This window comes from Parafrankia sp. BMG5.11 (assembly GCF_004337455.1).
Map to the genome: position 1 here is coordinate 169,668 of NZ_SJXI01000059.1, position 23,301 is coordinate 192,968.

General features: G+C 71.1%; 16 protein-coding genes. 10 read left to right on the forward strand and 6 right to left on the reverse strand.

Annotated features, from left to right (window positions below; genetic code table 11):
- Positions 1-47: 47 nt before the first annotated feature.
- From E0504_RS33720 to E0504_RS33730, 3 genes are read right to left on the reverse strand one after another with little or no spacing between them, the layout of a single operon-like run.
- On the reverse strand, positions 48-1,874 hold the full coding sequence (locus E0504_RS33720; RefSeq protein WP_131626580.1) for an HEXXH motif domain-containing protein: 1,827 nt from the start codon (positions 1,872-1,874) through the stop codon (positions 48-50).
- On the reverse strand, positions 1,864-3,108 hold the full coding sequence (locus tag E0504_RS33725) for an FxsB family cyclophane-forming radical SAM/SPASM peptide maturase (RefSeq protein ID WP_112109324.1): 1,245 nt from the start codon (positions 3,106-3,108) through the stop codon (positions 1,864-1,866). Before E0504_RS33725 ends, E0504_RS33720 begins: the two co-directional genes overlap by 11 nt.
- Positions 3,109-3,127: 19 nt before the next feature.
- Positions 3,128-3,424: a hypothetical protein gene (locus tag E0504_RS33730; RefSeq protein ID WP_131626581.1), complete on the reverse strand. Its 297-nt coding sequence runs from the start codon at positions 3,422-3,424 to the stop codon at positions 3,128-3,130.
- Positions 3,425-3,873: 449 nt separating this feature from the next.
- Here E0504_RS33730 and E0504_RS33735 point away from each other — a divergent pair, with 449 nt between their 5' ends.
- Both E0504_RS33735 and fxsT read left to right on the forward strand, forming a co-directional pair.
- Positions 3,874-5,313 carry a TIR-like protein FxsC gene (locus tag E0504_RS33735; protein ID WP_131626582.1) on the forward strand — a complete coding sequence of 480 codons (1,440 nt, stop codon included), beginning with the start codon at positions 3,874-3,876 and terminating at the stop codon, positions 5,311-5,313.
- 9 nt (positions 5,314-5,322) lie between these two features.
- Entirely contained in the window at positions 5,323-9,246 is a 3,924-nt protein-coding gene (gene fxsT / locus E0504_RS33740) for an FxSxx-COOH system tetratricopeptide repeat protein (protein WP_235015090.1), read from the forward strand.
- Positions 9,247-9,332: 86 nt separating this feature from the next.
- Here the strand turns inward: fxsT and fxsA are convergent, their stop codons facing one another.
- Entirely contained in the window at positions 9,333-9,509 is a 177-nt protein-coding gene (gene fxsA / locus E0504_RS33745; protein ID WP_112109327.1) for an FxSxx-COOH cyclophane-containing RiPP peptide, read from the reverse strand.
- Between the two features lie 83 nt (positions 9,510-9,592).
- Positions 9,593-10,759 carry a glycerate kinase gene (locus E0504_RS33750; RefSeq protein ID WP_243657741.1) on the reverse strand — a complete coding sequence of 389 codons (1,167 nt, stop codon included), beginning with the start codon at positions 10,757-10,759 and terminating at the stop codon, positions 9,593-9,595.
- A gap of 274 nt (positions 10,760-11,033) precedes the next feature.
- Between E0504_RS33750 and E0504_RS33755 the strand changes: the two genes are divergently transcribed.
- A complete protein-coding gene (locus E0504_RS33755) occupies positions 11,034-12,398 on the forward strand; it encodes an aspartate aminotransferase family protein (protein WP_373693969.1) in 1,365 nt (454 codons plus the stop codon).
- A gap of 188 nt (positions 12,399-12,586) precedes the next feature.
- Here the strand turns inward: E0504_RS33755 and E0504_RS33760 are convergent, their stop codons facing one another.
- A complete protein-coding gene (locus E0504_RS33760) occupies positions 12,587-14,845 on the reverse strand; it encodes an MMPL family transporter (protein ID WP_131626584.1) in 2,259 nt (752 codons plus the stop codon).
- Between the two features lie 233 nt (positions 14,846-15,078).
- On the opposite strand from E0504_RS33760, the gene E0504_RS33765 reads away from it, so the two are divergent.
- From E0504_RS33765 to E0504_RS33795, 7 genes are all read left to right on the forward strand, one after another.
- Positions 15,079-15,930 carry a TetR/AcrR family transcriptional regulator gene (locus tag E0504_RS33765; RefSeq protein ID WP_255565781.1) on the forward strand — a complete coding sequence of 284 codons (852 nt, stop codon included), beginning with the start codon at positions 15,079-15,081 and terminating at the stop codon, positions 15,928-15,930.
- Positions 15,931-16,036: 106 nt separating this feature from the next.
- Positions 16,037-16,567, forward strand: coding sequence for a DUF192 domain-containing protein (locus E0504_RS33770; RefSeq protein ID WP_243657742.1), 531 nt, complete (start codon positions 16,037-16,039; stop codon positions 16,565-16,567).
- Between the two features lie 512 nt (positions 16,568-17,079).
- The gene (locus E0504_RS33775) at positions 17,080-17,808 is read left to right on the forward strand and encodes an SDR family oxidoreductase (RefSeq protein WP_083390780.1); all 729 of its coding nucleotides are present in this window, start codon (positions 17,080-17,082) and stop codon (positions 17,806-17,808) included.
- Positions 17,809-18,497: 689 nt separating this feature from the next.
- The gene (gene hpnC / locus E0504_RS33780) at positions 18,498-19,643 is read left to right on the forward strand and encodes a squalene synthase HpnC (RefSeq protein ID WP_112109331.1); all 1,146 of its coding nucleotides are present in this window, start codon (positions 18,498-18,500) and stop codon (positions 19,641-19,643) included.
- Positions 19,640-20,542 (forward strand): presqualene diphosphate synthase HpnD, encoded by a 903-nt coding sequence (gene hpnD, locus E0504_RS33785; protein ID WP_131626586.1) that lies wholly within the window; start codon positions 19,640-19,642, stop codon positions 20,540-20,542. The genes hpnC and hpnD overlap by 4 nt, the downstream gene beginning before the upstream one ends.
- On the forward strand, positions 20,539-22,227 hold the full coding sequence (gene hpnE / locus E0504_RS33790; RefSeq protein ID WP_131626587.1) for a hydroxysqualene dehydroxylase HpnE: 1,689 nt from the start codon (positions 20,539-20,541) through the stop codon (positions 22,225-22,227). The genes hpnD and hpnE overlap by 4 nt, the downstream gene beginning before the upstream one ends.
- Positions 22,224-23,240, forward strand: coding sequence for a polyprenyl synthetase family protein (locus E0504_RS33795; RefSeq protein ID WP_020463166.1), 1,017 nt, complete (start codon positions 22,224-22,226; stop codon positions 23,238-23,240). Before hpnE ends, E0504_RS33795 begins: the two co-directional genes overlap by 4 nt.
- Positions 23,241-23,301: the final 61 nt, after the last annotated feature.

The window sequence follows — 23,301 nt, forward strand, 5'->3', positions numbered from 1 at the left end:
CGCCGGAGATTTCCGTGGGCCGCGATGATCCGCCTGGTCTGCTCTGGTCAGGGCACCAGCTCGGGTAGCCAGGCGGCCAGAGCATCCGGGTCGGTGCGGATCCCGGACAGCTCCTCGATTCTCCTGTGCAGTCGGTGGACGACTTCCGGCCGGGTGACCAGGGCACGCGATCCCGATGAGAGGCGCTGCCGCCGGCACAACGCCAGACCGGCCCAGGAGTCGAGCAGGTCGGGCTCATGCTCCAGTTCTTCCTTGTAGGCCTGTGCCGCGGTACGGGCATCGCCGAAGGCGAGAGCCTGATCGGCAGCGGAGACTTTGGCGTCGAGGACGTGGGGGACGCCCTGCCGGGCGGCCTCGAACCGCTTCGGGTCCAGCAGGCGAAGATGGGTGAGCAAAAGCCGTGAGCTGGTTACCAGGCCACGGTGCCCCGGGATGATCCGGATCGGGATTCGCGTGATCGGCGGCGGGTCGCCCTCGATCCAGGCCTGGGCCAGCACTGCGATCTGGGCCGGTGCGGGTTCGACGTTACGGAGCCGCCAGGCTATTCGCGTGTCGTCGGCGGCTTGGCGGGCGAGTTCACCGGGTCCGTTGGGAACGGGCTTCTGCCGATGGGCCCAGACGGCGGTCCGCATGCCGTCCAGAAAGCGCATGCCGAGCGGGGTCATCGTTCCGGAGAGACGGAGGGTGCTCAGGACCCGCCAGACCTCGTCCCGCCACCGCGCGAACTCGAAGTGCGCGAAGTCGTCCCCGCTCTCCGCGAGTCGCCGGTAATCCCAGAAGCCGGTCAGCCCGAGATAGGCATAGGCACCCTGCAGTAATCCCGGAAGGGGCCGTGGGTCACGTCGCCACGGTGCGTAGAACAGCCGTTCGTCGGCCGGCTCGAGCAGGGCGACCAGATCAAGCAGCGCCGAGAGCTTCGTGTGCTGGAACTCATGGACCAGCGCCGCGGCGAAGGAGAGCCCGTCCCGGGGGAGGGTGAGGGCTACCGCGCCGAAGGCCTCGCCGGAGGAGGCGCTGAGCTCCTCGGCCCACGACGAGGCTGCCAGCGGAAAGATCGTCGCCAGTCCGGCCGAGACGGCCTCCGCGATCAGCGGGTCGTAGTCGTCGAGGATGCGCCAGCCGCCGTCGAGACGTTGCTGCCAGGCGTCGACGTCCTCCGTGACGGTGCCGCGCGCCATCGGCAGGTCGAGCAGTCGTCGAGCCGGGTCGACGTCGTCGAGAAGGAGGGCTATGCGCCGGCCGTTCACGACGCTGACCAGCTCCGGGACCATGCGCCAGCGGCTGTCCTGTGGCCCGGCCGGGAGATGCGGCGTCGTGGCGGTGGCGTTCGGCACCTCCAGCACCGTTGTCTCGTCGTCGCCGACAGTCAGACGCAGGCACGCCCTCTCGATGCGGACCGTGGCCCAGCCGGTCCGGCCGACCCGGACCCGGCCGACAGCCGGTATGAGGAGGTCTCCGTCCTGGAGCGGGACGGCCACCGTGGCGTGCAGGCCGGCGCGAAGCGCGGCGGCGACGGCGAAGCCACCGAGGATCCCGAGATCCTCCTCGAGGGGGTTCGAGGGGCTGGCCTTGCCGTGCAGCCGGCGCAGGCAGTGCATCGCCCACAGGCCGAGGCCCGGTGACAGCAGGATCGCCTCCGTCGGCTCCGGAACCGTCCGCTGGGATGCCGCCAGCACTCCGTAGGAGTTCGTCAGGCCACTGGCGGCGACGGCTTCCGGGGCACGCTCGGCGGCGTCCGTCATCACCGCGTGGAGCGCGAGAAGCCGCTTGCTCAGCTGCGTCCTGCGCAGGCCGAGCACGAGCCCCGTGCGACCTCCACCGGCCGCGAGGTCGTCGAAGTCGGCCAGTGCGAGCCGATGGAAGTCAATGTTCACCCTGCGCTTTTGCCTTTTCGACGTCTGCCCGGATCTGTCTGCCGATTTTCGTGATCAGTGCGAACAGATCCGGACAGTAGACGGATCTGTTCCGAAAGCCGCTGCCGGCCTGATACCGGTGGGGGTAATATCCCCCTCCGCAGACACGGCGCACCGGACATCGCGCGCACTCGGGGCCGAGCGCGGCCAGACCGATCTGCCGGGCGACGATACCCGGATGGCGGAGCGCCTCGTCGAGGTCGTTCCGCTGCACGGCGAGGCCGGTGGAGGCCGCGCCATGATAGGCGGACTTGAGCGCGTCGACCTGTTCGATCGAGCCGTCGGTCTCGATGACGACGACGGACGAGGGCGAGAGCCCGACCGTCTCGATGTGACTGTGGCCGCCGAGGATCAGCGCAATGATCTCCAGGAACACGCGTACGTCTGTCTCGTGCTCGGGGGCTGGATACCAGCGGTCGAACACGTCGCCGAGCCAGTCGGCGTAGGGCGTCGACGTCTCGTCGCCGCCCCGGGCGGGCGGACGGGCCGTCCAGTTCCCGTGAGGAAGCAGGAAGTCGACGTTCGGCGGTCGCCACGCCAGCAGGCTCTCGTACACCTCTCGTGGATCGCTCACGGGGTCGACGACGCAGAGCAGCCCGGCGAAGATCGGGCGGAAACGTTCCGAGGTGAGTAGCCGCAGCCCCCGGGCGACCTCGGCGTGGCTTCCGGTCCCGTTGCGACGGGTCCGTCGCCGGTCGTTGACCGCCGGATCGCCGTCGACGCTGACCCCGACCTGGATGCCGAACTCCCGACAGAGCTCGAGGAACACCTCGTCGATCAGGGTGCCGTTGGTCTGGAGGGCGAACTCCAGAGTGGTGTCGGCGCCGACCGCGGCGAGCAGGCGCTCCACGACGTTCCTGAGGTAGCCGGGACCGGCCAGGAGCGGTTCGCCGCCGTGCAGGATGATCTGCATCCGCGGAAGCTCGTGCTTCCTCGCGTGCGCGGAGAGCCTGCGCGCGGTGACCTCCACCACCGCCGGGCTCATCGTGACGGGCTGCCCCCGCCAGCTCTGGTCGGCTTGGTGGTAGACGTAGCAGTAAGTACACGAAAGATTGCATCTACTGTTGATCTTGAAGACGATCTGGCGGAAGGGTGTTGGCCGCCATCCCGTGGCGGAGAGTCGGTGGAAGTCGAGCTCGTTGGCCGGCCATTCGGCCGCCCGATCTCCGTAGGTCGTGTCGAGGAGGTCGATCACACGGTCTCGCTGTCCGGCGTTAGAAAGCTGCGGCGATAGAGGACGAGAACCCTGTTGGTGCCTGCTTGATTTCGGCGGATTCCTCCTCTGTTCGAAGGTCGGTCCGCGGGATCCGACTGCCCGGCGTGCCGGTTTCGTTGAAAATCGTGGCGCTGGAGTTGAATCCAGCGAGCGGCGGATTAGATCCCGAAGCCTCTCTGGTCAGGCGGCGGGCGACTTGCCGTAGGGTGCGGTTCGCCGTCGCGACCACCTCGTCGAGCCGGAACGTGCCCAGGTCGGGCAGACGCGTCTCGATGTCGGAAGACGAGTCGTTCATCAGGTGTCCTCCTCGGCCGTCCCCGATCCTCTAATCTAGCCGGTGCCGCCCGCAGGCGCTTCGCTCATGTCGAAGTCCGTCGTTTCGACGGCGGGTTCCCGCGGCCTGTGGATGACGGAAGCGATCCCGTCCTTTGCTGGTTTCGTAGCCTATCGTTGCCGCCTCGCGGGGAAGGCTCGCTCCCGGTCATGGTGGACTGCGTCTTCCGTAACGGTGTCGATCGGTAATCTGCGGTCGGTCTGTACCCGGAAGACGACGTAGAATCTGTTCTCGCCCGTCGGGAGGATGATCCGGCCGAGTGAACCCTACTTGAGCCGGCCTACGGGGCGCGGGCCACGGCGGGCCGCGGGAGAGGGGCCACTCGGTGTCGGGGGAGAGTGTCGGGCGGGAGCCTGCCCAGGGCCGATCCCATACGGGAGGCGACCCCGAGGGGTTTCGCCGGGTCACCCATGCGCAGACATCGGCTGGCGCCGGCCGGCATGCCTGAGGCCTGGAGCGCGCGGCCGCTGTACTTCTTCTTCAGCTATGCGCGGGCGGACAGCCGTGACGACCCGCTGCTCGAGCAGTTCTTCCGCGACCTCAGAGACGAGGTGCGCCGCAGGGTGGGCGATCCGGACCCGAACACTGTCGGCTTCCTCGACCTGCGCAGCATCCAGCCGGGGGAGGCCTGGTCGGCGGAGCTCGGCGCCGCGCTCTGCCGATGCAGAACCTTCGTGGCGATGTGCTCGCCCTCGTTCTTCGCCAGCGAGTACTGCGGCCGGGAATGGGGGATGTTCGACGGGCGGCTGCGCTCCGCCGCCGCGTCGGGCCAGGTTCCGGCGGCGCTGCTCCCCGTGATCTGGACTCCCTTACGCGATCCGCCCGAGCCGCTCGCGCGGCTGCAGTATGATCACAGCGCACTGGGGAAGGCGTATACGAAGTTCGGTCTGCGGTACCTCATGCAGCTGAAACGCAATCATGACGAGTATCAGGAGTTCGTGCTGACGTTAGCGGCCCGGATCGTCCAGCTCGCTGACGACTCGCCGTTGACCGCGGAGCCCGAGATCCCGGCTCTTCACCAGGTGCCCGACGCATTCCGCCTGCTTGCCGGGCCGCCGACCATACCGGACCAGGAAGATCCGCCGCCTGAGATTCCGGCGGCGGTCGCCTCCGGTCCGCTACGGGTCGACCCGGTCGAGGACGAGGTCCTCGGGAGCGGGGAGTCCGGTGAGTCGCGAACGTCACCGGACCCGCCCCGGCCACCGGCTCCGCCCAGCGTTCCCCCGGCGACGCCGGGGCCCGTCGCGGGCGGGCCTGGCCACGTGACTTTCGTGCTCGCCTCGACGTCGGCCGAGGAGATCGCCGCGTTGCGCCGTCAGCTCGACTGCTATGGCGACACGTTCGAGGAGTGGACGCCGTACAAGCCCCGTGACCACGACCGGGTGTGTGTGATCGCGCAGATGGTCGCGGCGAGACAGAAGCTCATCTCCAAGATTGTTCCTCTGGACCACGGCGTCTCCGATCTGCTGGAGAGGTCCAGAGAGCGCAACGAAATCGTGATCCTCATCGTGGACATGTGGGCGGCCAAGCTGGCGAATGTCCACCAGGCGCTGGTCACGTACGACGTCCGCAACGAGCCGACGTCGGGTGTCCTGGTGCCGGCGAACCCGCACGACACGGAAACCCACGCGAACTCCGCGCAGCTCATCGCGGTCCTGGCGACCGCGCTGCGGAACAACTTCGTCCGCCGGGACAAGCTGTTTCGCATGAATGTGCGGTCCTGTGAGGAGTTCGATCTGGCCCTGGTACAGATCATCGTCGAGTCGCAGGCGCGGATCTTCGAGTACCGGCAGGCCCTGCGGTCGACCGGGGACAACCCCCGGCGGTTTCCCCGGCTCAACGGCCCCTAGGCGGTGTCGGTGTCTGGTACGGATTTCGGGACCGTCGTCACCTTCTACTCCTACAAGGGTGGCACCGGCCGTTCCATGGCTCTCGCCAACACCGCCTGGCTGCTGGCGAGCAGCGGCTGCCGAGTACTGGTCGTGGACTGGGATCTGGAGGCGCCCGGCCTCCACCGTTACTTCCATCCCTTCCTGCACGATCCCGACCTTCGCTCGACTCCTGGGATCATGGACATGATCTGGGAGTTCACGGTGACGGTCATGTCGCCGCAGGGGCCGGACGACGCCGACTGGTTCAGCCGGTCCACCGCGATCACGCCGTACGCGGCATCACTGAACTGGCCTTTCCCCGACGGCGGAACCGTGGACTTCGTCTGTTCCGGCCGGCACGACGCCGCCTACGCCCAGCGCGTCGGCACCTTCGACTGGAACGCCTTCTACGCGGACAAGGGCGGGGGTGACTTCGTTGACGCGCTTCGCCAGGACATGCGGTCCTCGTACGAGTGGATCCTGATCGACAGTCGGACGGGGCTGAGTGACACCGCCGGAATCTGCACGGTCCAGCTGCCCGACATCGTGGTCAACTGCTTTACCCTCAGCACGCAGAGCATTGAGGGGGCCGTCGCGGTCTCCCGCTCCATCGCGGCACAGAAGGAGGGCCGTGAAATTCGACAGCTTCCCGTCCCGATGCGGGTCGAGGACGGTGAGCAGCGAAAACTGGAGCTCGGCCGCGATGTGGCGCGGGTGGCGTTCGACCCGTTCCTGCGCGGCTTTGACGAGCGTACTAAGGAGCATTACTGGGGCGACGTCGAGATCCCCTACAAGCCCTATTACGCGTACGAGGAGATCCTGGCGGTTTTCGGTGACCGGCCGCTGCAGGAGGGCACCCTGCTCGCCGCGTACGAGAGGCTCGCGTCCTATCTGACGGGCGGAGCGGTCGCCGCGCTTCCCCCACAGGACGAGTCGCGGCGCCGGCGCACTCTCGCGGTCTTCGAGCGTTCGAGGGTGTCGATCCCGACCGACATGGTCGTCAGCCACGCCTCGGCCGACCGCCCCTGGGCGGAGTGGGTCGCCGCCGAGCTGGAGACGGCCGGGTTTCAGGTGATCCTCGAACAGGTCGATCAGCCCGGGGCCGCGTGGAAGGACGGAGAGGAGGCGGATCCGATCCGCCGTACGGTGGCGATCGTGTCGGCGGCCTATCTCCGGTCGGCCGAGGCGATGGAACGGTGGCGGCGGAGCCTGACCTTCGACCCGGACGGAGCCCAGCGGCTCCTCGTCCCGGTGCGGGTCGAGGAGGTCCGCATGCCGCCGGAGGGCGCCGCACGTGATCATGCGGATCTCGTCGGTCTCGCCGAGGCGCCGGCCCGCCGTGCCCTGGTGGCCGCGGCCGGCAGGCCGTCACGCCTGGCGCTCACCGCGCGCCCGCGGCCCGCGGACACGACGGATGTCCGCTATCCCGGCTCCCCCCCGGGGATCTGGGAGGGTGTGCCCGCGCGCAACCCGATGTTCGTCGGTCGTGACGCGCTGCTGATGGACATGCGGAACCGGTTCGTGGGCGATGACAAGCCCGCGGCCCACGCCCTGGTGCTGCAGGGACTCGCCGGCGTGGGCAAGACCCAGGTCGCCGCCGAGTATGTCTTCCGTTTCGGTCCCACCTACGACCTCGTCTGCTGGATCGGCTGCGATCAGGCGGCGCTGGCACGCAGCGACATGACCCGACTCGCCCACACTCTCGGCCTGCCCGTCCGACAGGGGCGGGACCCGGTGGACAGCCTGGTCGACGCGCTGCGCAAGGGAGTGCCGTACCGCCGCTGGCTTCTCGTGTTCGACAACGCGGACACCCCGGACGAGATCCTTCCCCTGATCCCGAACGGCTTCGGGCACGTGGTGATCACTTCTCGCAACCAGCGCTGGCGGGGGCGGCAGTCCCCGGTGGAGATCGACGTGTTCAACCGGGAGGAGAGCGTCGAGCTGCTCCAGCGGAGCTCGCCCGCGCTGACGACCGAGGTCGCGACCAGGCTCGCAGAGGCCCTGGGTGACCTTCCCCTCGCGCTCGAGCACGCCGGCGCCTGGCACGCGGAGACCGGGATGCCGGCGGAGCGCTACCTGCAGCTGCTCGAGAGCAGCCCCGGCCCGCTGCTGCTCGAGGGCGAGGTCCCGACCTACCCGCGGCCGGTCGCCATGACCTGGCTGCTGTCGATGGAGCGGCTGCGTTCCCGTGCTCCCACGTCGGCGCGGCTGGCGCAGCTGTGCGCCTTCTTCGGGCCGGAACCGATCAGCCTCGACCTGTTCGCGGGCGACGGCCTGGCCGTTCTGGCGGACGTCACGGACCAGACGCTGCGGGACGACCTCACGCTGGCCGAGGCCGTACGGCAGATCAGCGAGCACGCGCTCGCGCGGGTGGACTCCAGGGATCGAAGCCTGGTGATGCACCGCCTCGTGCAGACCGCGATACGCGACGAGCTGACCCCCACCGAGCGGGCCGGCGTCCGGGCGCGGGTGTACGCGATCCTCGCGGCCGCCGACCCAGGGAACCCGGACGATCCCGAGAACTGGAAGCGCTACGCGCTGATCCGGCCGCACCTGGAACCCACCCGGGCGCCGACCGCTCGCGGCGAGGACGTCGCCCGTCTCGTCCGCAACCAGGTGCGATGTCTGTACATGCAACGGGATCACATCGGCTGCCGTGATCTCGCCGGCAGGACGCTCGTTCTGTGGCGAGAGCGCTTCGGGGACGACGACGAGCGGACCCTGGAGCTCGCCCTGGACCTGGCGGACAGCCACCGGGCGCTCGGCGACGCCGAACAGGCTCGGGTGCTCGACCTGCGCGCGCGGGAGCGGCTGATCCCCCTCCTCGGCCCGAACCATCCGCTCGCCCTGCGCGCCGCGATGGCGCTGGGCGGCGACTACCGGGGCATCGGCGACTACGAGTCCGCCTGGCTGCTTGACGAGGACACCTACGCCCGCTATCGCGAGACGGCCGGTCTCGACAACCCGGAGACGCTCAAGGCTGCGAACAACCTGGCCGTTTCCCTGCGTTTCCTGGGGGACTTCAAGCTGGCGCTCGAGATGAGCGAGGAGGTCTACGAGCGCCACCGTAGGCTTCCTGAGACCAACGACATCTCGAAGCTCGTGTACCTGGAAAGTTATGCTCGGGACCTTCGAGAGAACGGTAGGTACCCCGCCTCGCTGGCTCTTCTCGAAGGTTCACTCGAATGGTCTCGCCTAGCGCTGGGCGACGACCACCCGGACAGGCTGCGGACAATGACGAACTACGCCGTCTCGCTCCGCTGGGCCGGCCAGCCGGATCGTGCCCGGGAGATCGCGGAGGACGCCCACATGAGGTTTCGCGCCCACGCCGATTCCGGGCAGCCAGACGCGCTCGCAGTCGCCATCTGCCTGGTCGGCGTTCTCCTGCAGGTGGGTGAGACCGCTGCGGCGCGGAGGCTGGCGGACGAGACTTACCGGCGGGCCCGGTCCAGGCTGGGCGACAGGAATATCTACACGCTGGCTGCCGCCAACAGCCTGGTCATAGCCCTCCGCCGGTGCGGCGAACCGGCCGCCGCCGAGACACTGGGCCAGCAGGCGCTGGACGGCCTGCGGTCCGCGCTCTCCACCGAGCACCCGTTCACGGTCTACTGCTCGATGAACGTCGCGAACTGCCGCGTCGACGCCGGGCGGATCGTCGCCGCCCGTGAACTCGACCAGCAGGCCTGGGATCTCCTGCAGGCCAAGCTGGGAGAGGACCATCCGGCGACGCTGATAGCAGCGGTGAATCTGGCGGCGGACGAGCAGCGCGGCGGGGATCCGGAGATCGCTCAGGCCCAGCGGTTAGGCGTCCTCCGTCAGATCGGAGGAAGGCTGGGCGCCGAACATCCCGTTGTCCTGGCGCTGCGGGACGGTCAAAGAGTCGACCTGGACATCGATCCTCCTCCCTTCTGAGCGGCCTCCATCGGGCGGAGCGCCGGGGAGGTCTCGCTATCTGCGCCGAGGGCCACGGCCGCAATGTCGGCTCGCACCGAACAGGCTTACGGCTGGGCGCTGGATTGGAATCCGGCCCAGAAGGTGTCCGGGCCGTCCGCCACCTTCCGAAGCCGTTCGGTGGCGCGGGTGAGGGCTGGGATCTTGAGCCCGTCGAGAGCGTCTAGATCAAGATCGGAGAGGTCGGGCAGTGCCGACTCGATCTCGATCGGTCCGTCGCTCATGTCTCGCTCGCTTCCGTCCGTTCCGGCTCGAATCACGTGGATACCGCGCCTGGTCCGGGGGGTCCCCTGCGCCACGACGAAGCCTACGGCTGCCGGCTGGTAGCCCTCGCCAGGCCGTCCGACTTGCGCCGGGCAAGGAGAGTGCCTGCCCGCTCCAGCCAGTGGGCGGGGTGGGCCATCGCCGCACTCGTCCCACCCGCCAGATCGGCGAGCGCGAGCGCGTCGCCCCCTGCCGGCGGGTCGGCGGTGACCTGGCCGGCGACCACGGCCACGGGCAGCCCGACCCTGGCAGCCAGCACCGACACCGCGCCGACGACCTTCCCGGCCAGGGAGGTCTGGTCGAAACGTCCCTCGCCGGTGATCAGCAGGTCCGCGTCTGCGAGGGCCGCCGGCAGCCCGGCCTGGTCGGCGATGGTGGCCGCGCCGGGCACCAGCGCGGCGCGCAACGCCGCCGCGAGCCCGTAGGCGGTGCCGCCGGCCGCGCCGGCGCCGGGCAGCACGGTGAGGCCCGCCGGCGCGCCCGCGTGCTCCATGCGTTCGGCCAGGCGGGCCAGGCCCGCGTCGAGGCGGGCGATCTCCGCGCCCCCGGCGCCCTTCTGCGGTCCGAACACGGCCGCGGCTCCGGTCGGGCCCAGCAGGGGGGCGTCGACGTCCACCAGACAGCGCACACCGTCCGGAGGGAGGGTACGCAGGCCGGTCAGGTCGACGGTGGCCAGCGAGAGGAGGTTCCCGCCGCCGGGGGGCAACGGCCGGCCGGTGGTGTCGAGGAAGCGGGCGCCGAGGGCGGTCAGCAGTCCGGTCCCGCCGTCGGTGGAGGCGGAGCCACCGAGCGCCACGAGGATCCGGCGGCTGCCCGCGTCGAGGGCGGCGGCGATGGTCTCGCCGAGCCCGACGGTGTGGGCACCCAGCGGATCCGGTGCGGCCATCAGGGGAAGCCCGCTTGCCTGGGCAAGCTCGACCAGGGCCGTCCCGTCGGGCAGGGCGAGCCACGAGGCGGTGACTCGCCGGCCGTCCGGTCCGGTGACGTCCACGTTGTTCCTGACGGCCTGCGGGGCGGCCGCGGCGAAGACGTCGAGTGTGCCTTCGCCGCCGTCGGCGATCGGGACGGTGAGCACGACGTCGTCCGGACGGGCCGCGCGCCAGCCGCGCGCCAGCGCCGCCGCGGCCTCGGTCGCCGAGACCGAACCCTTGAAGGAATCGGGGGCGATGACGATTCGCAGCGGACCACCGGAGTCCGCAGAGTCGGACACTGGCGCTTCCGCCGGGCCGGACGCCGGAGCCGCAGCGACAACGGCGGCCACCGGGTCCACGGCCGCGGCCGTGGACTCAGCCTCGGCCAAGGCGGTGCGCGGAGGGTCGGCCGCGCCGGATGGAGAGATCATGGGACTCCGGGAGAGGTTCGCACCAGTGTTCGCCCTGCCGCGGGCGGTCCGTTCCGGCCGCCCTGGTGGCGGGACATACTGCCAGGCGGTGAGCGCGGGGGACGACCGCCGCCAGCCGAGTCGGTCCGCGGACAGGGAGACGATGATGACGCAGGCGAGCACGGCCAACACGGAGAACCGGCGGCATGTGTTCTACTCCTGGGCAGCGCAGGAGACGATGCACCCACTCGTGGTCGCGGGGGCCGAGGGGAGCTGGTTCTGGGACGAGGGCGGCAAGCGGTACCTCGACTTCTCCTCTCAGCTGGTGAACGCCAACATCGGTCACCAGCATCCGGCGGTGGTCGAGGCGGTCGTGGCGCAGGCCCGGGAGCTGACCACGGTCGGGCCACAGCACTCCCACGCGGTGCGCTCGGAGGCGGCGCGGCTGATCGCCGAGCGCGCTCCCGGCGATCTGGACCAGGTGTTCTTCACCACCGGTGGAGCGGAGGCCACGGAGAACGCCGTGCGGCTGGCCCGGCTCGCCACCGGGCGGAACAAGATCCTCGCCGCCTACCGGTCGTACCACGGTTCGACCGGCGGCTCGATCACGCTGACCGGGGAGCCCCGGCGTTGGGCGAGCGAACCGGGCATCCCGGGTGTGGTGCACTTCTTCGGCCCCTATCCGTACCGGTCGTCGTTCCACGCCGCCGACGCGGCGCAGGAGGGGGAACGGGCGCTCGCGCATCTCGCCGAGGTGATCGAGCTGGAGGGGCCGTCGTCGATCGCCGCGGTGATCCTCGAGCCGGTCGTCGGGACGAACGGGATCCTGGTGCCGCCGGACGGGTATCTCGCCGGCGTCCGGGAGCTGTGTGACGCGCACGGGATTCTGCTGATCGCCGACGAGGTTATGTCGGGTTTCGGGCGGTGCGGGGAATGGTTCGCGATCGACCACTGGAATGTGGTGCCTGATCTGATCTGCTTCGCGAAGGGCGTCAACTCGGGTTATGTGCCGCTCGGCGGGGTGATTATCTCCCAGCGGATCGCGGACCTGTTCGCGCGGCGGCCGTATCCCGGCGGGCTGACCTATTCGGGGCATCTGCTCGCGTGCGCGGCGGCGGTGGCGTCCATAAAATCCTTTGAATCCGAGGATGTTCTCGGTCGGGCCCGCGCGCTCGGGTCCGAGGTCATCGGGCCGCAGCTGGCGAAAATCGCCGAGCGGCATCCCAGCGTGGGTGAGGTGCGCGGGCTCGGGGTGTTCTGGGCGGTCGAGCTCGTCCGTGACCGGGTTACCCGGGAACCGTTGGTTCCGTTCAACGCGACGGGTGCCGCGGCCGCGCCGATGGCGGCTGTGACGGCGGCCTGCCGGGAACGCGGCCTGTGGCCGTTCATCCATTTCAACCGGGTGCATGTGGTGCCGCCGTGCACCACCGGTCCCGAGGACGTCTCGCTCGGTCTGTCGATCCTGGACGAGGCCCTGACCGTCGCGGACGGTTACTACACCGGGTGCCCGGTGACCGGTGCCCGGTGACCGGTGCCCGGTGACCGGTGCCCGGTGACCGGGGCATCGGTCGGCCGAGGACGGAGGCGGAGCCGGCCGGGCTCTGAACGGCGGATGCCCGGCCTGGTCCGCCTCTGTCGGAGGGCGAACCAGACCGGGCACCGGCTGGGAATCAGGACCACCGAGCCGACTCGGAACCAGCGAGTCGGCTCGACCGCCTAGTGGGCGCGCTCGGGCTCGGTGGCGTCCCGGCCGTCGGCGGGGCCGTGCGGCTGCGCGGGAACGGTGTCACCGACCGCGTCCGCGGGCAGCGGCGTGTGGCGGATCTCCTCGATGTCCTCCGCGGATTCGACGGAGACCCGTGGCAGGACCCGGTCGAGGCCCTTCGGCAGCCACCAGTTCGCACGGCCGAACAGGTGCATGAGGGCCGGCACCAGAACCGTGCGGATGACGAACGCGTCCAGCAGGATGGCGAGCGCCAGGCCGAGGCCGAACAGTTTGATGACCCGGTCGTCGCCGAGGATGAACGAGGCGAACACCAGGGTCATGATTGCGCCTGCGGCGGAAATGACGCGGCCCGTCTCGGCCTGGCCCAGGGAGACCGCGATGCGGTTGTCCCGCCGGGCCGTCCACTCCTCGTGCATGCGGCTGACCAGGAACACCTCGTAGTCCATGGAAAGCCCGAACAGGATCGCGAAGAGCATGACCGGAAGGAACGACTCGATCGGCCCGGGGCTGATGCCGAGCAGGTCCGACAGCCAGCCCCACTGGAACACGGCCACCACGGCGCCGAAGGCCGCGCCCACCGCCAGCAGGTTCATCAGCGAGGCCGTCAGCGGAATGAGCAGGCTGCGGAAGACCACGACCAGCAGCAGGAACGCGAGGACCACGACGATCCCGATGAACAGTGGCAGCTTGCTCGACAGCACTCCGGAGAAGTCCTCGAAGACCGCGGTGATGCCGCCGACGTAGACCGGCGAGGCGGCGCCCCCGGTGGCCGCCGGGATGACGTCGTCGCGCAACCGGTCGAGCAGGGTGGCGGTCTCGGCCGCCTGCGGGCTCGTCGTCGGGTAGAGCGTGGCGATCGCGGCGTGGCCGTTCGGGCTCTGGCGCGGCGGGGTCACCGAGGCGACACCCTCCGCCTTGCGGGCCGCCTCGACAGCCTGGTTCATGGTCTGCAGGTCAGCCGGCGAGTTGATCTCGGTGACCAGCATGAACGGCCCGTTGAAGCCGGGGCCGAAGCCGTCGGCGAGCAGGTCGTAGCCGCGCTTGCTGGTCTTGGTGTCGGCGCCGTTCCCGAGGTCGGACGAGCCGAGCCGCAGGGACAGGAACGGGATCGCGATCAGGACGATCACACCGGCGCTGAGCACCGCGAGCACCGCCGGGCGGCGCTCCACACCCTTGGCCCACCGCCACCAGAACCCTGAGGGCTGCTCCGGCTCGGGGCCGTGCTCGGCCATCCGGCGCCGCTGCCAGCGGCTGAGCACCTTCGACCCGTAGAAGCCGAGCAGGGCGGGCAGCAGGGTGACCGAGGCGAGCATCGTCATCGCGACGGTCAGGGCCGCGGCGAGGGCGACCCCGTAGAGGAAGGTCACCCCCAGTGCGAACAGGCCCAGCAGCGCGATGCAGACCGTCATACCGGCGAAGATCACGGCGCGGCCGGAGGTGTTGACCGCGGTGACCGCGGACTCCTCCGGCGTGCGGCCGGCGCGCAGGCCGATGCGGTGGCGGTTCACGATGAACAGCGCGTAGTCGATGCCGACGCCGAGGCCGATCAACGTCGCGAGCATGGTGCTGAACTCGGCGACGGTCGTCAGGTGCGAGACCTGGACGATGAGGGCCATGCCGACGCCGAGCGCCATGATGGCGGTGATCAGGGGCAGGGTCACCGCGAGCAGGGAGCCGAAGGCGAGGAAGAGGATGACCGCGGCGGCGACAACGCCGATGAGCTCGCTCGCGCTCTGCTGCGGCTGCTCGACGATCGCGACGACCTGCCCGGTGAGCTCGACCTGCAGCGCGCCGGAGTCATAGGAGCGGGCCGTGTCGACCAGGCGCTCGATGTCGTCGAGGGGCAGCTCGTTGCCGGGCAGGTCGAGCGCGACGGTCGCGAAGGCGGTGGTGCCGTCGGGGTTGGTCTGGCCCTCGCCGTCGGCGGTGAACGGGCTGACCACCTCGGCGACGTGGGGCAGGTCGGCGATCTTCGCCAACATCTCCGTCGCCCGGGGCTCGACCGCGGGATCGCTCAGCGCACCGGTGCGGGCGTGCAGCACGATGGACGCGCTGTCGCCGGACTGCGCCGGGAAGTCGCGTTCGAGGATGTCGATGGCCTTCTGGGAGTCGGTCCCAGGCAGGGAGAAGGCGTCCTTGTAGTCGCTGCCCGTCACCCGGCCGAGCGCCGTCAGCCCCACGAGGGCGGCGATCCACAGGAACAGGACGAGCCGGCGGTGCTGGAAGCACCAGCGCGCGAGCGTTGCCACGATTTCCCCTCGGAGATGCTGGTTGTGCCGGTCTGTGGCTGGTCTGCCACTCGGCCTACTGATCGGCGGCGGCGTTCGTCGTGGACCTGATCGGGGGGATCTGGCCGCCCGCCAACTTACCGATCGTTCAGTAGGTAGGAGTCAGAGTAATAGGAGTCAGAGTAACATTCGCGGCTGACTCGTCCTCTGGGGGTGCAGAGCTGGTGGTCGCTGGGCACGTGCGTCCGCAGGGGGTGGACACTCGAGCGCGGATCCTGTCGGCCGCTGTGGAGCTCTTCGCGGAACGAGGGTATGCGGGCACCTCGGTCCGCGACATCTCTGAGCGACTCGGAGTGACGAAGGCCGCGCTTTACTACCACTTCTCGTCCAAGGAAACGATCCTTGACGCGCTGATCTCCCCGTTCGTCTCCAGGTTGGAGCAACTGGTCGAGCTCGCCCGCCAGGATCCGGCACCGCCGCCGCGGGCGATCCTCGAGGGCATGGTCGCCCTGCTGGTGGAGACCGGGGGAGTGCTCTGCGCCTTCGCGAACGATCCGTCGGTGCTGCACCGGCGAATCGGAAAGGACGACATCACCTCCCAGCAGGAGGTGATCGTCCGGGCGATCGCCGGGCCGGATCCCACCCCGGCTCGGATGCTGCGGGCCCGCTGCGCGCTCGGGTGCATCCAGAGCGGTGTCCTCGGCACCGCCGTCGAGCGGGTCCGGGGCGCCGCGGGCGGGCCCGAGGCCGCCGGTGCCGGGCGTGCCACCAGCGTCACCACCACCGGCGTGGGGATCGCGCGTGGCATCCGGGCCCTGAGCAGCTTTACTGGATGCGGCGGCGCGGCTGTTCCGGACGGCGCGGCGGACCCGGCATCGCAGCCGGGCACTCCCGCGGCGGACGGCATCCAGACAGTCGGCGACGCCCGCTCGGTGCGCACCGCGACTGACACCCGTGCACGAGACAGGGGTGTCCGCGCTCCGGGCGGCGTCGGTGCGCTGTCCCCACTCGCGCCGCTGCTGCCGACAGAACTTCAGCGTGTGATCGTGGAGGCTGCTCTTGCCGCGCTCGGATCCGAGCAGCCCGTGGACCCGCCCGCGCGGTGACGGGAGGCGGGACGACGTGCCCTCCGGGCGCGTCGTCCCCCCGCGTCACAACCCCGGCGGGCCGTCGGCCGGCGGAAGATCGGCCGGCGGGACGTCGGCTGGCCGGATGTCGGCCGGACGACAGGCGGCCGGCGTGCTGGTGGTGGTCGCCCTGGCGGCCTCCGTGGCGGCGTGCGCCGGGCTCACGGGTGCCGGGAGCGTGCCGGTGCCCGAGCCCCCCGGGGTGGCTGCCCGGAACGCGGCGGGCGCGGGAGCACCGGAGGCGGTCACCGAGACCGTCACCGTGCGGGTTCGCGACCGGACGGTCACGGCAGAAGTCGCCGACAGTGACGACGAGCGGCGCCGTGGCCTGATGTATCGAACCTGGCTTCCGCCCGACCACGGCATGATCTTTGATTTTGGCGGTGAGACGACGTCCGGCTTCTACATGTTCCGGACGTTGCTGCCTCTTTCGATCATGTTTGTCCGAGACGGTAGGGTTGTCAGCGTGCGGGAGATGACGCCGTGTTCGGGCGACGATCCGTCGGCCTGCCCGGTCTACTACCCGGGCGGGGCATACACACACGCAGTGGAGGCGCCGGCACACACCTTCGCCGGAGTCGCCATCGGTGATCCGGTGGCGATCGGTTCGGACTGACGGCAGGGTGTAGCCGATGGTCGGCAGATGTGGTGGCTCCCGCGGGCGTGAGCTACGTCTCGATGTCCGGTAGATGTCAATGCTGTGTCATTCCACGCCGAAAACCAGGGTGGAATTGACTGGTGGCTTCGGTGAGGTGAATCCGCATCTGGTCTGCCGCTGGTCTCAGGAATGTGTGGTAAGGGAGCAAGGTCCGATGTCGTCCATCTGACGATGGACGACCCGGCCTCGGGACGATGAAATGGTGGAGCCGCTCGAAGCGAGCCGGCGGTGGGCGGGAGCGCAGGTCTGATCCCGTCACACGTGGAACGCCGATGGTGGAGGGCGACATAAACGGAAGCAGTAGGTGACGTGAAACCTGTGCCGGAACGGGACCACGGGGGGGACCGTGTGACCCGAGGTGGTGGGCCGTGAACACCCGGCCCCGCGCAGCTGCCCGCGAGGGGGGCCTGACCGTCGTGTCCAGCGGTGCGCGATCCGCCTCGCCGGGGGGATGGCCGCCACGGACAGCCGTGGTGACCGGAGCCAGCTCCGGCATCGGCCGGGAGGCGGCGCTCCTGCTGGCCGACCAGAACTGCCGATCGCTCCTGGTCGGGCGGAACGGCCCGGCCCTGGACGAGGTGGCGGCCGCTACGCAGGGCCATCGGATCGCCGTGGACCTCGCACGTCCCGGCTCCGAGGTCACGGTGGCCTCCCGCGCCGCGGAGCTGCTCGGCGACGTGGACCTGGTGATCTGCTCGGCGGGCCTGGGGGCCGCGGGGCCGTTCGACGTGATGCCCCCGTCCGCCATCAATGATCTCGTCGCCGTGAACATCCTGGCCCCGATGATGCTGGTCCGGGCGATGCTGCCGGCGATGCTCGACCGCGGGGAGGGGCGAATCCTCCTGGTCGGCAGTGTCGCCGGTGCGCTCGGCGTGCGGGGTGAGGTCGTGTACTCGGCGACGAAGGCGGCGATGATCGGCTTCGCTGATGCGCTTCGCTCCGAAGTATCCGGACGTGGCATCAGCGTGACGTTGTGTTTACCGGGAGTGGTCGACACCCCCTTCTTCCACCGGCGTGGCGCACCGTATGTGCGCCGGTGGCCGCGTCCCATCCCGGCCGGTCTGGTGGCGCAGCGCATGATCGCTGCCGCCGGTCGGGGAGACGCCGAAGTATGGGTGCCACGGTGGTTGTCCGCGGCCGCGCGCGTGCACGGCGCGGCTCCTTCTCTGTACCGCCGCCTGGCCGGTGTCTTCGGATGAGCCCGAGGCCGGCCCGGGAGGTGAGTGAGCAGGTCGACTACTGAGTCGCCGCCGGTGGCACCCCCACCGGCGGCGAGGCGGCAGCCGCGGCGCGGCCCGTCGCCGCCGTCTCACCGGCGGTGGGGGCGGGTCCGCCCGCGGACCGGGAGGTGTGCCCGTTGCCCCGGGCACCCGACTCCGGGAATGCCGCCCGCCGCGCCCCTGACCATGGCGTGCTCTGCCCGGGTGGACCACCGCTCGGGTTCGCGCTCCGCCTGACCGACACGCTGACCAGGTCGCCGTCGAACACAACCTGGGAGGTCCCCGGAGGTGCCTGTCGAGTGGCTCGTCGCGTCGTCACCTGATCGAGTGGGTGCGTCGGCGGCGGGGAGCCGGCGGCGGGATCCGGAGCGGAGCCGGGATGGGCCACCGAACCGGGTGACCCGGTCACGCTACCGAGACCGGACTCCGTCACAACGACCGGGCTCCGCCATCGGGACCGGGCCTTCTCCGGCCCTCGCGGCGGCAACCCGGCCGGTGCCCATCCGGCCGGTGCCCGCCCGGTCACCGGAGGCGGCTGGCGGCGACACGGCGCGTACCGGCGGCAGCACGCGCCATGACCGGCACGTGCCACCACCGCACGGACGACGCACACGACGCACACCGCACCGCGCACCCGGAGCGCAGACCGCCACGTTAAGGAGAGGCGTATGACCGCAATCGACGCCCGAACCGGCCCACCGCGACCGTCTGCCCACCCCGGCACGACCGACCTCACCACGCCCACCGAGCAGGTGTTGCTGGCCGCGCCCGCCGAGAACTTCCCGGTCGCCTCACGGCTGCTGCCCGCCGCGACCCGGGATCACCTCAACGCGCTGTACGTCTTCGGACGTCTCGTTGACGACATCGGTGACGAGGCCCCCGGCGACCGTCTGGCGCTGCTCGACGAGCTTGCCGCCGACCTTGAGCTGATCTGGTCGGGCGGCGAGCCGAAGCTGCCCGTCCACCGTCGGCTCGCGCACACCGTGCGGGCCTGCGACCTGCCGGCCGAGCCGTTCCGGCGGCTCGTGCAGGCCAACCGGCAGGACCAGATCGTCACCAGGTACGACACCTACGAGGACCTCGTGCAGTACTGCACCCTCTCGGCGGATCCGATCGGCCGCATGGTGCTCGGGGTGTTCGGTCTGGCGACTCCGGCGCGGATCGCGCTGTCCGACCGCATCTGCACCGCGCTGCAGCTCGCGGAGCACTTCCAGGACGTCGCCGAGGACCTCGCGGCCGGCCGGATCTACGTGCCGCTGGAGGACCTGGAGGCGTTCGGGGTGACCGAGGCCGACCTGGCCGCGCCGGTCGCCTCGCCCGCGGTGCGGCACCTGATGGCCTTCGAAGTGGCCCGGGCCCGGACCTTGCTGGACCAGGGGGCACCGCTGGTGAACCTGGTCGGTGGCCGGCTGCGACTGGCGATGGCCGGATTCGTGGGGGGCGGCCGGGCCGCGCTCGACGCGATCCGCCGCGCCGACTACGACATGCTCGGCGGCGCGCCCAAGGCCCCCAAGCCCCGGATGGCGGCCTTCGCCGCGGCCGCGTGGGCCCGGTCGCTGGTGCCCGGGCAGGCCGCGGCCGCCCGTGCCGCCGGCACCGCCGTCACCGCTTCAAGCACCACCGCTCCCAGCACCACTGCTCCCAGCACCACCGCTCCCGGTGCCGCCGCTGCTGGCGGCACCGGTTCCAGCGGCCCTGTTCCCAGCGGCACCATTCCCACCACCACCCCCGGCGGGGGCGCCGCGGTGGCGAGTGCCGTCCCGGCTCCGGCGCCCGCCGGATCCGACGTCGACGTCCCGGAGGGTGCCAGATGAGCGCGGGTGTCCCGGGCAGCTCCACCGTCGCCGAGGCCTACGCCTCCTGCGAGGCGTTGACGCGGGAGGCCGCGCGGAACTTCAGCTACGGCATCCGCCTGCTGCCGGCCGAGAAGCGGGGCGCGCTGTCCGCGGTGTACGCCCTGGCGCGTCGCCTCGACGACATCGGCGACGGCGACCTGCCGGATGAGGAGAAGCTCGCCGGCCTGGAGAAGGTCCGCGCCGACGTCCGCGCGCTGGACATCAACAGCTCCGACCCGGTGATGGTGGCGCTCGCGGACACCGCCCGCCGCTTCCCCGTCCCGATGGAAGCCTTCATCGAGCTCGCCGACGGGGTCGAGAGCGACGTTCACGGGGTCCCCTACGAGACGTTCGACGACATGGTCGGGTACTGCCGGCTGGTGGCGGGCACCATCGGCCGGCTCTCGCTGGGCATCTTCGGCGTGGACGGGTCGGCCGGCGACGCCCGCTCGGCCGAGATCGCCGACGCGCTCGGCGTGGCGCTCCAGCAGACCAACATCCTGCGCGACGTCCGCGAAGATCTCCTCAACGGCCGCATCTACCTGCCCTCGACGGAGTTGGAGAAGGCCGGCGTCACCCTGGTGGTGAGCCCGGCCGGGCGCCTCGGTGGGCCGGAGGACGCACTGGTGGACTACATGCGCGACTGCGCCGCGCGCGCCGACGAGTGGTACACGCGGGGCCTGGCGCTGCTCGGCCTGCTCGACCGGCGCAGCGCCGCCTGCTGCGGTGCCATGGCCGGGATCTACCTGCGCCTGAACCGGCGCATCCGGCAGGACCCCACCGCGGTCCTGGAACGCCGGCTGTCACTGCCGGGCTGGGAGAAGGCGGTCGTGGCCGCCCGCAGCCTCGCCGGCAGATCGGAGGCGAGAGCGGCATGAGCGCCGGGGGGGACACACGGCCGGGTCACCGGCCGGGAGATCGGGCCGGGACCGGTGCGGCGGCGCGGGGACGGCGGGTGGTCGTCATCGGCGGCGGCCTCGCCGGTATCGCCGCCGCGCTGGTCGCGGCGGACGAGGGCGCCGAGGCGGTGCTGCTGGAGGCCCGGCCGCGTCTGGGCGGGGCGACGACCTCGTTCCAGCGCAAGTTCCAGGACGGCACGCTGTGGATCGACACCGGTCAGCACGTGTTCATGCGGTGCTGCACCGCCTACCGCGGGCTGCTGGCCCGGCTGGGGGTGACGCAGCTCACCACGCTGCAGCCGCGGCTGGACGTCGAGGTGCTGATCGCCGGCTCGCTGACCCGGACCAGGCTGCGCCGGACCAGGGTGCCGTTGCCGGCTCCGCTGCACCTCGCCCCGGCCCTGCTGGGGTATCGGGCGATCCCGCCCGCCGACCGGATCCGCGCGGCGCTGGCGGCCTTCCGTATCGGCCGCCTCGACCAGCGCGACCCCTCGGTGGACGGCGACTCCTTCGGCGGCTGGCTCGGCCGGCACGGCCAGAGCGCCGCGGCCACCGAGGCCCTCTGGGAGCTGCTGACCGTCGCGACCCTCAACGCGCCGGCGTCCGAGGCTTCACTCGGCCTGGCCGCCAAGGTGGTCCGCACCGGCCTGCTCGACGGGGCCGATGCGGGTGACCTGGGCTGGCCCGAGGCCCCGTTGCAGCAACTGCACGGCGACGCGGCGGTGCGGGCACTGGAGGCGGTGGGCGGCACGGTCCGCACGGCGACCAAGGCCCGGGCCATCACCCGGTCGGCAGCCGGCTGGGAGGTCACTCTGGACGGCGGCGAGGTCCTGGTCGCGGACGGGGTGGTGCTGGCGGTTCCGCCGCCGGCCGCCGCCGGCCTGCTGCCCGAGGGCTCCGGCGTCGACCCGGCGAAGCTGCGCGAGCTCGGCGTCTCGCCCATCATCAACGTACACATGATCTTCGATCGGCCGGTGCTCGACGGTCCGATGCTCGCGGTCGTCGGCTCACCCATCCAGTGGATCTTCGACCGGACGGTCTCCTCCGGCCTGGCCGAGGTGGGCCCGCCCGGGGCGCAGTACCTTGCGCTGTCGCAGTCGGCGGCGGAGGAATGGGTCGACCAGCCCGCGAACGACCTGCGAAAGCTGTTCGTCGAGGAGATGCGTCGGTTGTTCCCGGCCGCCCGGGCCGCCGAGCTGCTCGAGGTGTTCGTGACCAGGGAGCGCACCGCGACCTTCCGGCAGGCGCCCGGTTCGCTCGGGTTGCGCCCGGGTCAGGCGACCAGCCTGCCCGGGTTCGCGCTGGCCGGCACGTGGACGGACACCGGGTGGCCGGCGACCATGGAAGGCGCTGTGCGTAGCGGGATCGCTGCGGCCCGTGAGACGCTCGCCGGCATGGGGGTAGCTGGAAGCGCACTGTCTGTGGTCGGTCACGGTCCGCCCGGGCAACGCGGCGAGTCGCGCGGCGAGGCACCGACCCGTTCTGGGGACATCGAAGGTCTCACCCCGGCCTCCGCCGTCGCGACGGAGGCAGGCACCGTGGACGTGCGGACGGTCAGCGCCGCGGCGACAGCGGCTGAACCGGCGGCGCCACACACAGCGACGCCACACACAGCGACGGCCCAGACAGAGACGTCTAAGTCCACGGGGGGATTCCCGGTATGACCACAACGGTTCCGGAAGCGATCGAGCGCGGGCGCGCCCTGGCGGTGCCCGCGCTGCGCGCCACGGTGGACCGGCTCCACCCCCGGCTGCGCCACGTCGTCGCCTACCACCGCGGCTGGGTGGACGCGGCCGGTGAGCCGGTGCCCGGCAACGGCGGCAAGCTCGTCCGGCCCGCGCTCGCCCTGCTCTCCGCCGAGGCGGCCGGCGCCCCGGCCGAGGTCGGCCTGCCGGCCGCGGTCGCGGTCGAGCTGGTGCACGACTTCTCGCTGCTGCACGACGACCTGATGGACGGCGACCGCGAGCGCCGCCACCGGGCCACCGCCTGGACGGTCTTCGGCGCCGACGGAGCCATCCTCGCCGGCGACGCGCTGCTCGGCCTCGCCACCCAGGTCCTGCTCGAGGTCGAGGGAGAGCCCGGCCGCCGCGCCGCGGTGATCCTCGGCGCCGGCGTCCAGGACCTGGTCCGCGGGCAGGCCGAGGACCTCCTCTTCGAGAGCCGCTCGGACGTCTCGGTGGCCGAGACGCTGCACATGGAGGACGGCAAGACCGGTGCCCTGCTGGCCTGCTCGGCCTCCCTCGGCGCGGTCCTCGCCGGCGCGCCCGACGAGGTGGTCGACGGCCTCGCCGAGTACGGCTCGCGGCTGGGCACCGCCTTCCAGCTCATCGACGACCTGCTCGGCATCTGGGGCGACCCGGCGGTGACCGGCAAGCCGGTGCTCAACGACCTGCGCTCGCGGAAGAAGTCGGTGCCGGTGGTCGTCGCGCTCGAGGCGGGCGGAGACGACGCCGACGAGCTGCGGGCCTTCCTCACCGAGGAGGGTGAGGCCTCCGAGGACGACCTGCACCGCATCGCGGCCCTGGTCGAGCGGGCCGGTGGCCGCGACTGGACCACGGCCGAGGCGGACCGCCAGCTCAAGGCGTGTGAGAACGCGCTGCGTTCGATCTCGATCCCGGCGTCGGCCGAGGCGGAGCTGCTGGCGATGGCGCGGTTCGTGACCGAACGAGATCGCTGAGGGGGAGCGAGGTGGCAGTACCCGCCCGCCGGTCGCCCGGCGGTCATCCGCACGACCAGTA

Bases quoted from the DNA above. Each gene is read 5' to 3' on its own strand.
- E0504_RS33730 (WP_131626581.1), bottom strand. From the start codon at position 3,424: ATGAACGACTCGTCTTCCGACATCGAGACGCGTCTGCCCGACCTGGGC.
- E0504_RS33735 (WP_131626582.1), top strand. From the start codon at position 3,874: ATGCGCAGACATCGGCTGGCGCCGGCCGGCATGCCTGAGGCCTGGAGC.
- fxsA (WP_112109327.1), bottom strand. From the start codon at position 9,509: ATGAGCGACGGACCGATCGAGATCGAGTCGGCACTGCCCGACCTCTCC.
- E0504_RS33755 (WP_373693969.1), top strand. From the start codon at position 11,034: ATGATGACGCAGGCGAGCACGGCCAACACGGAGAACCGGCGGCATGTG.
- E0504_RS33770 (WP_243657742.1), top strand. From the start codon at position 16,037: ATGTCGGCCGGACGACAGGCGGCCGGCGTGCTGGTGGTGGTCGCCCTG.
- hpnC (WP_112109331.1), top strand. From the start codon at position 18,498: ATGACCGCAATCGACGCCCGAACCGGCCCACCGCGACCGTCTGCCCAC.
- hpnD (WP_131626586.1), top strand. From the start codon at position 19,640: ATGAGCGCGGGTGTCCCGGGCAGCTCCACCGTCGCCGAGGCCTACGCC.
- hpnE (WP_131626587.1), top strand. From the start codon at position 20,539: ATGAGCGCCGGGGGGGACACACGGCCGGGTCACCGGCCGGGAGATCGG.
- E0504_RS33795 (WP_020463166.1), top strand. From the start codon at position 22,224: ATGACCACAACGGTTCCGGAAGCGATCGAGCGCGGGCGCGCCCTGGCG.